Annotated in this window: 11 protein-coding genes and 1 pseudogene; 7 read left to right on the plus strand and 5 right to left on the minus strand. The window is 58.0% G+C overall.

Annotated features, from left to right (window positions below):
• The first annotated feature begins 244 nt into the window (after positions 1 to 244).
• Positions 245 to 1,154: pseudogene (locus tag M0412_RS01445) on the plus strand (extensin family protein).
• Positions 1,155 to 1,210: 56 nt separating this feature from the next.
• Here the strand turns inward: M0412_RS01445 and M0412_RS01450 are convergent.
• Positions 1,211 to 3,454, minus strand: a complete 2,244-nt coding sequence (locus tag M0412_RS01450) for a TonB-dependent hemoglobin/transferrin/lactoferrin family receptor (RefSeq protein WP_269702008.1) — start codon at positions 3,452 to 3,454, stop codon at positions 1,211 to 1,213.
• Positions 3,455 to 3,805: 351 nt separating this feature from the next.
• On the opposite strand from M0412_RS01450, the gene M0412_RS01455 reads away from it, so the two are divergent.
• Both M0412_RS01455 and M0412_RS01460 read left to right on the plus strand, forming a co-directional pair.
• Positions 3,806 to 4,327, plus strand: coding sequence for a TIGR00645 family protein (locus tag M0412_RS01455; RefSeq protein ID WP_269702010.1), 522 nt, complete (start codon positions 3,806 to 3,808; stop codon positions 4,325 to 4,327).
• A 100-nt stretch (positions 4,328 to 4,427) separates the two neighbouring features.
• On the plus strand, positions 4,428 to 5,144 hold the full coding sequence (locus M0412_RS01460; protein ID WP_142840419.1) for a LuxR family transcriptional regulator: 717 nt from the start codon (positions 4,428 to 4,430) through the stop codon (positions 5,142 to 5,144).
• 27 nt (positions 5,145 to 5,171) lie between these two features.
• On the opposite strand, the gene M0412_RS01465 is transcribed toward M0412_RS01460, so the two are convergent.
• The 3 genes from M0412_RS01465 to M0412_RS01475 form a co-directional block, all read right to left on the minus strand.
• On the minus strand, positions 5,172 to 6,320 hold the full coding sequence (locus M0412_RS01465) for a DUF2333 family protein (protein WP_269702012.1): 1,149 nt from the start codon (positions 6,318 to 6,320) through the stop codon (positions 5,172 to 5,174).
• 241 nt (positions 6,321 to 6,561) lie between these two features.
• Positions 6,562 to 7,014 carry a pseudoazurin gene (locus M0412_RS01470; RefSeq protein WP_065113916.1) on the minus strand — a complete coding sequence of 151 codons (453 nt, stop codon included), beginning with the start codon at positions 7,012 to 7,014 and terminating at the stop codon, positions 6,562 to 6,564.
• Between the two features lie 113 nt (positions 7,015 to 7,127).
• Positions 7,128 to 7,709 (minus strand): thymidine kinase, encoded by a 582-nt coding sequence (locus M0412_RS01475; RefSeq protein ID WP_142840417.1) that lies wholly within the window; start codon positions 7,707 to 7,709, stop codon positions 7,128 to 7,130.
• A 386-nt stretch (positions 7,710 to 8,095) separates the two neighbouring features.
• On the opposite strand from M0412_RS01475, the gene M0412_RS01480 reads away from it, so the two are divergent.
• The 4 genes from M0412_RS01480 (at position 8,096) to M0412_RS01495 (ending at position 11,948) form a co-directional block, all read left to right on the plus strand.
• Positions 8,096 to 8,998 (plus strand): choline ABC transporter substrate-binding protein, encoded by a 903-nt coding sequence (locus M0412_RS01480; protein WP_371338215.1) that lies wholly within the window; start codon positions 8,096 to 8,098, stop codon positions 8,996 to 8,998.
• A gap of 187 nt (positions 8,999 to 9,185) precedes the next feature.
• Entirely contained in the window at positions 9,186 to 10,037 is an 852-nt protein-coding gene (gene choW, locus M0412_RS01485; protein WP_142840687.1) for a choline ABC transporter permease subunit, read from the plus strand.
• A complete protein-coding gene (choV, locus tag M0412_RS01490; protein WP_269702020.1) occupies positions 10,034 to 11,080 on the plus strand; it encodes a choline ABC transporter ATP-binding protein in 1,047 nt (348 codons plus the stop codon). Before choW ends, choV begins: the two co-directional genes overlap by 4 nt.
• A 544-nt stretch (positions 11,081 to 11,624) precedes the next feature.
• Positions 11,625 to 11,948, plus strand: a complete 324-nt coding sequence (locus M0412_RS01495; RefSeq protein ID WP_046797913.1) for a helix-turn-helix transcriptional regulator — start codon at positions 11,625 to 11,627, stop codon at positions 11,946 to 11,948.
• Positions 11,949 to 12,087: 139 nt separating this feature from the next.
• Here the strand turns inward: M0412_RS01495 and M0412_RS01500 are convergent, their stop codons facing one another.
• Positions 12,088 to 13,263: a DUF3095 domain-containing protein gene (locus tag M0412_RS01500; protein ID WP_269702024.1), complete on the minus strand. Its 1,176-nt coding sequence runs from the start codon at positions 13,261 to 13,263 to the stop codon at positions 12,088 to 12,090.
• Positions 13,264 to 13,287: the final 24 nt, after the last annotated feature.

A 13,287-nucleotide genomic window follows, 5' to 3' on the forward strand; every position in this document is an offset into this window, starting at 1 on the left:
CGGCAAAATAACAAAAAAGCCGCCTGAAAATTCGGGCGGCTTGGACTTTGTCTAAAGACATGACTGGTCAAGGCCGCGTAAAGCTGCTCCACCACCAGTTAGCAATGTTCATAGACACGATATTCATGGGAAAATTGTTAGCGTGCACGATCCGCCTTGGCAAGCGGATTTCGGTGGGGGAATGAACCTTACCTGCCGCTGCTGCGTTGCTCTCCTGCCGAAACGGTCAGGAGTACCCCGTATAATGCTTCATCGCCTGTGTCTTCTGGTAGCCAGCCTCGCATTGATTTCCGCCTCGGAACCGCCGCCCCAGGTGCCCGTGCCACAGCCCAAACCGGGTGAGGCGCAATCCTCCACCCCCCCCGGAAAAACCCGCGGACGAAAAGGTGCAAGATCCGGTGGAAGCGCCGAAACCGGTCCCGAAGCCACAGGCTCCGGAAGAGCAGAAGCCGGATGGTGAAAAGACACCGGCTGATAAGGGTTCGGATGATGCGAAGGGGAAAAGCGAGGGTAAGGACGGCGGAGAACAACAGAAACCGGCTGACGAAGCGGCAAAACCGAAGGAAAAACCGCCGGAGCCGGTAAAGCCGGAAGACCCGGCAGCACTTGAGGCCTGCCTCGGTGCGCTGAAGGAAATCGGCGCGGAATTCAAAAAGCTTGAGCCGATCCGGGACGAGGAGCAGGGCTGCGGCATTGAAGCGCCGATTGAGCTTTCCACGGTTCTGCCCGGCATCAAGCTTGAACCTTCGGGCACCATGCGCTGTGAAACCGCGCTTGCCCTTTCCCGCTGGACCAAGGAGATGATGCTGCCGGCAGCAGCCCTTGCCCTGCCGGAGAAGAAGGTGACGGCGATCGCCAATGCCTCGACCTATATCTGCCGCAACCGTAACAGTGCCGAAACGGGCAAGATTTCCGAACATGCCAAGGGCAATGCGGTGGATATTTCCACCATCGCCTTCGATAAGGGCGAGCCGCTGGTGATGAAACCGCGCGGCGAGGACGGGACGCCGGAAGGCGCCTTCCAGCGGACGATTACGGCCGCCGCCTGCCTGTTCTTCCGCACCGTTCTTTCCCCCGGCAGCGATGCCACCCATCAGGATCACCTGCATCTCGACGTCCTGGAACGCAAGGGCGGCTACCTCTATTGCCGCTGACAAAAAAGGGGCGACCCGAAGGCCGCCCCGACTGGAGATGATGTTTCTGCCCGGTTTTAGAATTTCTGGGTCAGAGAGATTTTGAAGGTGCGTCCGGCTTCGGAATAGAAATCAACCGGTTGGTTGACGGTGCTGGCAGTGTTGGGGTTGATGTCGCGGACACCGACGGCATTCCAATACTTCCTGTCGAACAGGTTGTAGATGCCGGCCTGAATACGCAGGCCCTTCGTCTGTTCAGGCTCCCACCAGCCACTCAGGTTGAAGACGCCGTAACCGGGGGCATCGAAGGTGTTGGCCACCTTGTCGTCACGCATGCCGGATGAGAAGACGCCCGTGAATTCCGTGCCCCAGGTTTCCTGCTCGTAGCCGACGCCGAGGACGGATTTGAACGGCGCAACCGTGCGAATGAACTCATTCGTGTCAGTGTCTTTGCCATAGGCGTAAGCAAGCGAGGCGTGGGCGAAGAAGCCGTTTGCGAGCTCCTTGCGCACCTTGGCTTCCACACCGGAGATTTCGACATTGTTGCGGTTGCGATAGGTGAACAGGCTTCCCGGCGACCCTCTGAAGGAGAAGAGGTTGGTCGTCGTCGTATATTGCTCGATGAAATTCTTGTACTTGTTGTGGAACAGCGTCAGGCTTCCGGCAAGATCGCCGGAGGCGTAGTTCGCGCCGATTTCGAAACCATTGCTCGTTTCTGGCTTCAGTTCGGAATTGCCGATAACGGCATATCCGCCCGAAGTGATGTTCGAGAAGTTCAGATAAAGCTCGTTGATGGTCGGTGCACGGTAAGCCATGGACCATTGTGCAAAAAGCTGCACCTCGGGGGTGAGGTCATAGGTCGCGAGCAGTTTTGGCGAGAAGCGCGAGCCGCTGTTGCCGCTCGGCAGACCGAAGGTTCTGTAGCCGCTGTTGCTGGATACCGAACCATCCGGATCGTAATCATAGGAATCGAAGCGCAAACCGGGGGTAAGGCGGAAGCCGTTACCAAACGCAATTTCGTCGTCGAGATAAAGACCGAGACTCTTGCCGCTCACGTCAGGCATGTCTGACTGCGACGAAGACGTCACTCCGGCCGTATTGGCGTAAAGCTCCTGGCTGAAATCGGTCGTCATGGCGTTGCCGCCGAAACGGACCGTGTGCTGCACGCCGCCGAGTTCGAAGCCGGATTCAAGGCCGCCGACGATACCGAATGCGCTGTTGCGCATGCTGTCTTCGCGAATATAGAGCGAATTGTTGGTCAGTCGGTCGCCAGCACCGGATTCCTTGGAGAGGCGCGTCCAGTAAAGCGACAGATTGGCGGCATCGATCAGGCCGTCGGTCGAAGGTGCTTCGTATTCGTAGTCGAGAGATACGCGATCTCGCTCCGTATTCTCATAGCCGCGGTAGTCGCCGATCCGATAGCTCGATCCCGTGCCCGTTATGCTGACGCCCTGCAGGGTTTTCATGTCGCTGCGGTTTCTCAGCGAGTAACGCTCTGCTGTCAGGCCGATGCGATGGCCGCCTTCAAGATCCTGACGGATCTTGAACATCAGGTTGCTTTCATAGGTGTCGGCGGGGTTGGGCTTGGTGCGGCGCAATCCGTAGATATCGTCCGTGCCCTTGTTATCCGTCTCGTTACCACGCTTGTAGGAGCCCTGGAATAGAACAGAGGTGTTCTCGATCTTCTTGGCAACGGCAAGCGAGCCGCCGACGCTTCTGTCTTCGCTGTCATAGGTGGTTTTGGCAACGCCGCCCCAATCCTTGCCTTCGCCGATCAGGTCTTCCGGCTCGAGTGTGCGCAGCACGAGCGCACCACCGAGAGCGCCGGAGCCGATACGGCTGGAGTCGGCACCGCGCACCACATCAACCGTCGAAAGCGATGAGAAATCAAAGCTCGAATTCGTATTGCTTAACGTGGTGGTGGCCTGACCCTGGCGGGCGAAGTTTTCAAAGAAGGGGACGGGGATATTGTCGATCAGTGTTACGACGCGTGCGCCGCCGAGGCCGCGAATGAACAGGCCACCAGGCTTGCCGGGCTTGGCTTCGATGAAATCGACGCCTGGCTCGGTGGTGTTTCCAAGATCCTTGATGCTGCCGATATCCTTCTTGCGAATCTCTTCCGCCGTCGTCTGGCTTGCCAGCGGCGTATCGGCAGCGGCGTTGGCGCTTTTAACGCGCTTGCCCTTGACCACGATCTTTTCAAGCGTCGTCGTGCCGTTCGCCTGCGAAGCGGCATCCTGTGCCCCTGCAGGGCCGGCAAGCGGCAGAAGAGACATGGCAGTGCACAGAAGCAGCGCGGAATGTGTGCGCGAGATGGACATTAGTACCCCCGGTAGGCGCGCATATAGACACGGCGCGCGAAAACGCGCCGCACTTGTGCGCGGCTGAAAATGTTCTGAATTGTTACGGGCGAGCCGATAGGTGAGGACTAGAAAACATGATGATAACTGTCAACATATTATATATGACTTTTCGCATCATGTTTTAAAGCATAACGGTATGTTGCAGAAATGTTACGGGCTGCCGTGGCGTCTTCCAGCCGCTGAATGCGGCAAAAACGCCATGGTGTCGCCAAAGTCCCGACATTGCCGCTTGCTAGGATATTCACAGCCAGTTTACATGGCGAAAGAAAGCATGCTCCAACAGTAAACAGATTATTATCGGATACGGAAATGAAGTCTCTTGAACTGCTCGTCGAGCGGATCATCCTCTCCAGCCGCTGGCTGCTCGTCGTTTTTTATCTCGGGCTTGTCGCGGCGCTGGCGGTTTATGCGTTTTCCTTCGCGCTCAAATTCCTGAAGGTTGCAAAAAACGTCTTTATTTATGACGAGTCGGATATGATCCTCGCCATGCTTGGGTTGATCGATGCGGCGCTGGTCGCCAGCCTGATCGTCATGGTGATGATTTCCGGTTACGAGAATTTCGTCAGCCGCTTCGACAATGCGGATGACGAGGTTTCGTTTCTTGGCAAGCTCGATGCCGGCAGTCTGAAGATCAAGGTCGCATCGTCGATCGTGGCGATTTCGTCGATCCATCTGCTGCAGATATTCCTCAACGCCAACCAATATTCGGACAGCAAGCTGATGTGGTTCACCATCATTCATCTGGCTTTTGTCGTCTCGGCGGTTATGCTCGGTTTTCTGGAAAAACTGATGGCCAAGCCAAAGGACAAGTCCGAAAAACCCGCGCTTTAATTCAGGTGGTCCGCCGGTCATGAAGGTCGCAACCGTCTTTGCCTTTGCTGTCTGTTCCTCGCATTGGGGCATTTTGCGCCCATCGGGTGGTGGTGGCTGAATGTCGAAAACGGAGCGCCAGGCCAGACTTTGCCGTGACCTGTCGGCCGCCGCCGACAGGCAGCAATGGCTGATGGCGCTGCTAGAGGTAATGCGCGCGTTCGGCTATGCGCATGTGACACTGATGAAATTACCCGGCGGCAGCAATGCCTATGCCTTGCCAACAGTTGTGGAAAGCAGCCTGCCGGTCTGGGTTGTGAATGCGATGACCGCGAATGGTGCGCTTGGCGAGTGTCCCGTTATCAAGCGTGGCGCCTCATCGATGATGCCGCAATACTGGTCGCTGGACGACGCGGATATTGCCTGCGGAACGCTGGCGGAAGCGGGGGCATCGCTCGGCAGCATCGGCATCACCTCCGGGCTCATGGTGCCCGTCAGCGGCATGAGCGGAAACCGGCACCTGATGAATTTTGCCGGCGATCGCGATGCCCTCTCACAGGCATCGCTGAATGAACTGGGCATGATCGTGCTGCATGCTCTGGAGGTCTATGACCGTCTTTGCCGCATCGGCTCCAAAAGCCCGTCGCCTTTAACGAAACGGGAGCTCGATGTGGTGCGCTGGACCGCACAGGGCAAGACCTCCGTGGAAATCGCCGAGCTTCTCTCCATCTCGGAACACACCGTCAATACCTATATGAACAACGCCATGCGCAAGCTCGACTGCGTCAACCGCACGCAGCTGGTGGCAAAGACCATACGTCAGCGCCTGATAGATTGAGCCGGCCGCAAAGGGCCGGCATCATTGTCAGCGGTCGAGAACGGAACGGAGCTCGACGAGGTTCGAACGAACCCGCAGTACGTAAAATCCCATGGTGGCGAGATGCGAGGGCATGATCCAGCCGCTTTCCTCACCATTGGAGATGATCGCCGGCTGGATGCGCAGCGCCGCGCGGGTCTGCACCAGCGTGTCGTTCCACAGGTTGGTGAGATTACGCTCGCGGATGACCTGCGCGAAGTCCGATCCGGCGGCCGAAAGCACGCCGTAATAACCGTAGAGCTGGCCATAGGCGAACCAGAAACGGTCGTCGGCGCGGGTGTCGAACCAGCCGCCATTATAATTTTCCGAACGCTCGCGCAGAATTGCCGATGTGGAGCCGATATCGCCGGCAATACGGTCGATGAACTGGATGAGGTTGTCGGCACGGGTATCGAAGACGGCCTTGCAGGCGGTCAGTTCGCCGTTGAAAGCCTGGAAGCTGCGGATGGCGGCGCGGTAATAGCTGGGTGTAGGCGTCTTCGGACCGAAGGGATCAAGGCCGAAATACCAGGAATATTCGCTGAACTGCATGTTGCCACGCGCTTCCTGGAGATTGTTGTTGATACCAGAGGTGCCGCGCACGCGGCCAAGCGTATCCACCAGTTCCACCGAGGTGCGGCGCACGGCCTGGTTCACGCCGCGCTGGAACGAAGCCTTGTTATCCAGAAACGGCGTGCTGTCCCAATCCATGCCGAAGAGGCCGAGACGGTAAAGCAGCATGGAGGAAATCCATGCATTCTGGTTGACGTTGAAATCGGTGAGATCGGCGGCGGCATCGACGATGGCGGATCGCTGGCACACGGGTGCGGACGTGTTGGCGGCAGCGCCGGTGGCTGCAGCCGGGGTGGCGGCCGGCAATTCCTGTCCGGGCGGCACGGTGCGTTCAGACAGCTTGTAACGGGAAATGTAATCCGGGTCGAAATTGCTCCAGACCTGCGTCTGCCAGACGAAATATCCGTAAAAGCCGGCAAGCAGGATGAGAACCAGAGCGATCGGTCCCTTGATGATCCAGTTGCGGTCGCGATACCAGCCATGGGCGGCCATGAAGGGCCACAAAAGCCAGGCGACGACCATGCCGGCGGCCTTGCCGATGGCGCTGAAGGCTGCCTGAATCAATGCGGTGATCCGGTCGATCATGTCGTCATAGTCTCCTCTGCCCGTGGGGCTGGACGCCGGAAGAAAAATCCGCGGTTCAACCGGGCGCCCTTCGGCGCTTCGGAAAAACCACGGTCATTTACTGTCTTCCAGATATGTCCCGGTCAACCGGGATACAACATGATTGCGAAACTTTTCTCAACCTGCGGTCCGCGTCGGCCATTCCGGCATGCTCAGACTGCTTAACCGGATATTGCCGCCGCGGAGCCGCAGGGATATGCGGTTACAGGCCCAGTTTGGTGATCTCGGCATTCAGCCGGTCACGGGCTTTCTTCGGCAGCTTACCGTTCTTGACAGCATCCAGATTGGCCGGCGGTGCGTCGCCAACGACAATGAGAGCCACCATGCCCATGCCAAGATGCGGTGTGCATTTGACGACATATGCGCCTTCCTTGTCGACCGTCACCTTCACCGTCTCGTTCATCTTGCCTTTGAAGTCGGCGACACCTTCGGGGATCATTTCCTTGACGGCTGCCGCATCATGGCCCTTGTCGACCGGAACGAAGGTGATGACGTCACCGACAGCGGCCTTGACGGTTGCCGGTTCGAAGACCATCGCCTGGCCGTCGCTGCCCTTGTTGAGCATCTTTACTTCGATTTCAGCCGAGAGGGCGGGAAAGGCGAAAAGGCCTGCGATGATGGCGAGGCTGGCGAATTTGGCAGTTTTGTTCTGCATAATTTTGCTCCTGAGAGAAAGCACATCCACGCGAATGTGTCGTCCTCGTCTTAGCGCAGGAGCAGGGCAGCCATCTTTGCGAAAAATCAAATGCGGCAACCGGACGCAGAGGCTCAGCCGCCCTTGATGGTCTCCACCCAATGGCGGCGGCAGAAGGAAACGTATTTTTCATTGCCGCCGACCTCGATCTGCGCGCCTTCCGTCACGACCTTTCCTTCATTGTCGAAACGGGCCACCATCGTCGCCTTGCGACCGCAATGGCAGATGGTGCGGATTTCGCGAAGCTCGTCGGCGATGGCGAGCAGTTCCTTCGAGGCGGGGAATAACTTGCCCTGAAAATCCGTGCGCAGGCCATAGGTCATGACCGGAATATTCAGCCTGTCGGCAATATTGGCCAGCTGCCAGACATGGTGTTCGGAGAGAAAGTTGGCTTCGTCGATGAAAACGCAGGCGACCGGCGCCTCGGCATTAAGGGCCGATACCTCGGCGAAGAGGTCGGTATTTTCATCGAAGGTCAGGGCGTCGGAGGACAGGCCGATGCGCGAGGCGACGCGACCGACGCCCGCCCGGTTGTCGAAGGCGGCCGTGAAGATCAGGGTGCGCATGCCGCGTTCCTGATAATTATAGGACGCCTGCAGCAGCATGGTCGATTTGCCGGCATTCATCGTCGAATAATTGAAATAGAGTTTTGCCATTATCCACTCCCGGAGCGCCTTTGCGTTCGTCAGACGCGTCGCAACCACCGCTCCAATTTTCTGAATCGGCGCATCGCGCCTTGCAAAACCGATTCTCATTCCCGAGCCGATGCTGCAATCTGCGTCTTTTGACGGCGAAGAAGCGGGTTGAAAAGTGCGGAGATGGAAAAAACACAGATTTCCGCGGCCTGCCATTCTCGACATTACACGGTTGAAGGCCGACATTTTCACGGTTTTGTCGCAAACGGTGGGCCAAAGCACGCAAATGCACGCGAGTTGATTGTGGCCGGCAGATATTGATAATGGCAAGGGAACGAAAAAAAAGGGAGCAAACAATGTTTGCAAATAGAAGCCGCTGTCTGGCCCTGGCCGCAGCAATCTCCTCCATGACGTTCAGCGCGGCCGGTGCCGCCGAGCCGGCAAGTTGCGGTACGGTGCGTTTCTCAGATGTTGGCTGGACCGACATCACGGCCACAACGGCGACCGCCACCGTACTTCTGAAAAGCCTGGGTTATGAAACCGACGTCAAGCTTCTCTCCGTACCTGTTACCTATACATCCTTGAAAAACAAGGACATCGACGTCTTCCTCGGCAACTGGATGCCGACCATGGAAGGCGATATCGCGCCTTACCGCGAAGACAAATCTGTTGAGACGCTGCGTGAAAACCTGACGGGCGCCAAATACACGCTGGCGACCAACGCCAAGGGTGCCGAACTCGGCATCAAGGACTTCAAGGATATCGCCGCCCATAGCGCCGATCTCGGCGGCAAGATTTACGGCATCGAGCCGGGCAATGACGGCAATCGCCTGATCCTCGACATGGTGGCCAAGGATAGTTTCGGCCTGAAATCATTCGAGGTGGTGGAGTCTTCCGAACAGGGCATGCTGTCGCAGGTTGCCCGCTCGGAAAAATCCGGCGAGCCGATCGTCTTCCTCGGCTGGGAACCGCATCCGATGAATGCGAATTTCAAGCTGACCTACCTGACCGGTGGCGACGAGGTCTTCGGCCCCAATCTCGGCGGCGCGACGATCCATACCAATGTGCGCAAGGGTTATGTCGAGGAGTGCCCGAATGTCGGCGCGTTTCTGAAGAACCTGCAATTTTCCCTGCCCATGGAAAACGAGATCATGGGCAAGATCCTGAATGACGGCCTTGAGGGCGAAGCCGCAGCAACGGCCTGGCTGAAGGCCAATCCGGCGGCGATCGAGCCCTGGCTCGCCAACGTCAAGACCAAGGACGGCAGCGCCGACGCCTTGCCCGCCGCCAAGAAGGCACTGGGCCTTTAACGCAAGACCATGCATGACTGCGTCCGGCCTGTGCGACAGGCCGGATTGCAGCGGGAAATAACGATGCCCATGCATGACCTCAGCCGGCGAATTTTGCCGCACCGCAGGTCATGCGCCAGCACCGCGCCCGGCAGTCCCGCTGCCGGCCGTCGTTTCTGCATTTGTTCACGAAAGGTCTTTTCTTACCGTGGAATGGCTCAGCGCTCCTGAAAACCGCCTGCCTGTCGGCCGATATGCCAAGGAGGCCATCGATTGGCTGACCGGCAATCTCGCTTTTTTCTTCGATTGGCTTTCTTTCATCTTCCAAAGCGTCATCAACGCCCTGCTTTATGTTTTACAGGCGCCGCATCCGCTGATCATCGTCGCGATAGTGACGGCGCTTTCGGCCTGGACACGCCGGTCTGTCGGTATGCCGCTCTTCACGGCGCTCGGCCTGTTGCTCATCATCAATCTCGGTTACTGGAAAGCCACGACGGAAACGCTGGCGCTGGTGATGGCCGCGAGCGCCGTTTGCATGATCATCGGCATACCGCTCGGCATATTGGCGGCGCGGCGCAAATGGATTTATGCCGGCATGCGCCCGGTGCTGGACCTGATGCAGACCATCCCGACCTTCGTTTATCTTATCCCGGCGCTGGTGCTTTTCGGCCTCGGCATGGTTCCCGGGCTCATAGCCACCGTCATCTTCGCCATCCCGGCCCCCGTGCGGCTTACCCGCCTCGGCATCGTCTCGACGCCGCCGGCGCTGGTGGAGGCGGCGGTCGCCTTCGGTGCGACGCCGTCCCAGGTTTTGCGCAAGGTGGAGCTTCCCTTCGCCGCGCCGCAGATCATGGCGGGCCTGACCCAGACGATCATGCTGTCGCTGTCGATGGTGGTCATCTCCGCTCTCGTCGGTGCCAACGGGCTCGGCGTACCGGTGGTGCGCGCGCTCAACACCGTCAACATCTCCATGGGCTTCGAGGCGGGGCTGTGCATCGTCATACTGGCGATCGTTCTCGACCGGCTTTTCCGACTTCCCGGCGCGGAGGATGACCTATGAGCGACGCCATCATCTTCGGAAATGTCGATATCGTTTTCGGCGACCGGCCCGATGCCGCCCTGCCGATGATCGACAGAGACAGTACCCGCGACGAGATCAATAACGAAACCGGGCTGGTGCTCGGTGTTGCCAATGCCTCGCTGTCGGTGAGTGAAGGCGAAATCCTCGTGCTCATGGGGCTTTCCGGATCCGGCAAATCGACGCTGCTTCGCGCCGTCAACGGTCTGGCGCCGGTGGTGCGCGGCAATGTCGGCGTGAAGACCAAGTCCGGTTATGTCGATCCCTATCGGTGCCCGGCGAAGGCGTTGCGCGACCTGCGCACGCACACGGTTTCCATGGTCTTCCAGCAATTCGGCCTTCTGCCCTGGCGCAATGTGGCCGACAATGTCGGTTTCGGGCTCGAGCTTTCCGGCGTGCCGGAAGCGGAGCGCAAACGCATGGTGTCCGAGCAGCTGGAACTGGTGAACCTCTCCGCCTGGGCCGACCGCAAGGTGGGAGAACTTTCCGGCGGCATGCAGCAGCGTGTGGGGCTGGCCCGTGCCTTCGCCACCGGCGCGCCGATTCTCTTGATGGACGAGCCGTTTTCGGCGCTCGATCCGCTGATCAGAAGCCGTTTGCAGGATGAGCTTCTGGAATTCCAGAGCCGGCTGAAGAAGACCATTCTCTTTGTCAGTCACGATCTGGACGAGGCATTCCGCATCGGCAATCGCATCGCCATGATGGAAGGCGGACGTATCATCCAGTGCGGTACGCCACAGCAGATCGTCAAGCAGCCGGCCACGCAATATGTCGCTGACTTCGTGCAGAACATGAACCCGATCTCGATGCTCACCGCCGCCGACGTGATGAAGCCCGGTGTCGACGAGCGAAACGGGCGGCTTACCGTGGCCGCCACCGCGCTTGCGTCATCGCCGCTGATCGACATTCTCGATGCGCTTGCGAAGCATTCGGGCGCGATCGGTGTCGTCGACAATGGCGCGATCATAGGCACAATCTCCGCCGACGAGATCGTGACGGGGCTGACCCGGCATCGCAAAAAATAATATTCCCCCGCGGTGAAAAAGCAAAAAAGGGCCTTCCGTGATGGAGGGCCCTTTATGCTTTTAAAGCGGGCCTGCGGCGCAAGTTATACCTTCCCACGGTAGCAAAGAATATTTTTGGTATCATAAGTTATGCATGAAAATAATTACTAATAAAAATCATATTGCAAATTTCGAGAAAATTGCGCAAAGTTAATCTAGATTCTGTAGGCCGTTGCTAAATTTAAGGTGGTATAAGATTGCAGCCTCAAAACCGGGCACTGGTCGTCAAGATTTATACGCTCAAATTTTGATCGTTTACTGCTTATAAATACTACTGCTAATACATAAGGTTATTGCTAAATTGATAAAAATCAGGCAAAAAGATTATAATTTAGTCGCGATGTCTTAAGTAAATAAATGGTCAAGAATAGTCTTTGAAAGGGACACGATATAAGCAAGATTTAGGTATATACAACGTATCCGCCGAATTATAAAAACTTCTTTTGGAACACCTATTATAGCCACCATGACGGTCTTTCCGACTGTCATCAGGAGACTTGAGCGTATGGATAACCAATCTCTGTCGGAACATAGCATCGCCGCTGCAGACTTGCTCTCAGCGATGGCGAATCCCAAGCGCCTGATGATCTTATGCACGCTGGTGGATACGGAAGTGCCGGTCGGTGTTCTCGCTTCGCAGGTTGGTCTCAGCCAGTCCGCTCTTTCGCAGCATCTTTCCAAATTGCGTGCGCAACGGCTGGTCAAGACACGACGGGATGCGCAGACCATCTATTACTCCAGCAACTCCGAATCCGTCAAAAAAATCCTCGCCTCCCTCGAGGAAATTTATTGCCAGGTGCAGAAGAGCAGCAGCAAGACCGCCGCTTGATCCCACGGCCATTTTTCGGGCCTTCGCGGCAACATATCCGTTGAAACCGGCGCACGACGCCGGTTTTTCGTTTTCAGGTCCTGCGTCTGGATCGGAGGACCATCAGGCTTAAGAGGCGCACCTCTCACACCGGCGGGTCTTATGGGGATAGCGCCGCCTGCATCTGTTGTTTGAGGCGGCTTGACGCTGCCGCATATCCGCCGTCCGCACCGTCCACGAAATGCATGTGATCCCGCGAAAGCGGCGAGGGCACGATACAGGTCATCAGGGCGGCCTCCTGTTCGTGCAGGCCAAAATAGCAGGTTCCGGACAGGCGGGCCTGTTCCAGCCGGGCATGGATTTTTTCGAACCGCGCGGCGTCTATGTCCACCGTCATCTTCAGGCCGTCATCGAATTTCCTGAAATCGGTGTTGCTGGCCACCGAGCGTCGGTAACGCTCCGCATTGAACCGCCCGAGCGACACCCCGGTCAGGCCGAGAAGATTGACGAGCAGGCTTTCGCCGAGGATGCGCAGCGAACGGCGCTTCTGCCCCCAGCCATCGTGATAGGCAGCGCCAGCCTTTGCTTCGAGACCGAGGCCTTCTCCGACAAAACCGAGTTTCGGTCCGTCCTCCGGCACGGGGTGGCCATGTCTTGCATCCTGGGCGGCCAGATCAACGAGATCGACGACCAGTTGCCGGAAGGCGGGCATATCCTGCGACGGTCCCGGCACGGCGATGATCGACACCACCTTGCCATGGGTGGCCGGAATGGGGTTCCAGCGGCATGAGAGGCCCGTGAGATCCGGCCGCTCACCCGCTGCGGCGGCTGGCAGGGTATATTGCCCGGCCTTCATCTGCGCTTCCGCCCAGCTGTTGCCGCCGCCCGAAAACATTGCATAGGAAACATCTTCGCTTGCCTGAAAGCGCGCGACCCTGACATCGAAGCCGTTTGTGCGGATGTCTTCGATCGGCACCAGGGCAACCCGCATCGAAAGGTCAAGGTCGTCCTTCACCCAGCGCTGAACGTTCGAAAGGGCGATGCCCGCAAGCGGCATTCCATTTGCCGGCACGGCGACGGCGGCGCCATCGCCACCAAAGACGAATGGCAGGTCATGGCGGCCAAGACTGTTCGAGACGCCTGATATGACCGCCGCGCCAGCCATGTTGACGGACTTGTACCTGCCGGCACCGATCGCGGCCGTCGAATCGACGATATCGGCGATGGCCAGGCCCCATCCCGGCGGCAGGGCGCGGTAAAGCGCCGGGTCTGCCACGTCCTCAAAATGCCGGAAGACGGGAAGGCCCGTCAGAAATGCGTCATCTGCTGCGATCATGCCGGTATTATCCACTTCTGGCAG

Origin of the sequence: Agrobacterium sp. O3.4, assembly GCF_041414895.1 — a bacterium.
GTDB classification, from domain to species: Bacteria; Pseudomonadota; Alphaproteobacteria; order Rhizobiales; family Rhizobiaceae; genus Agrobacterium; species Agrobacterium cucumeris.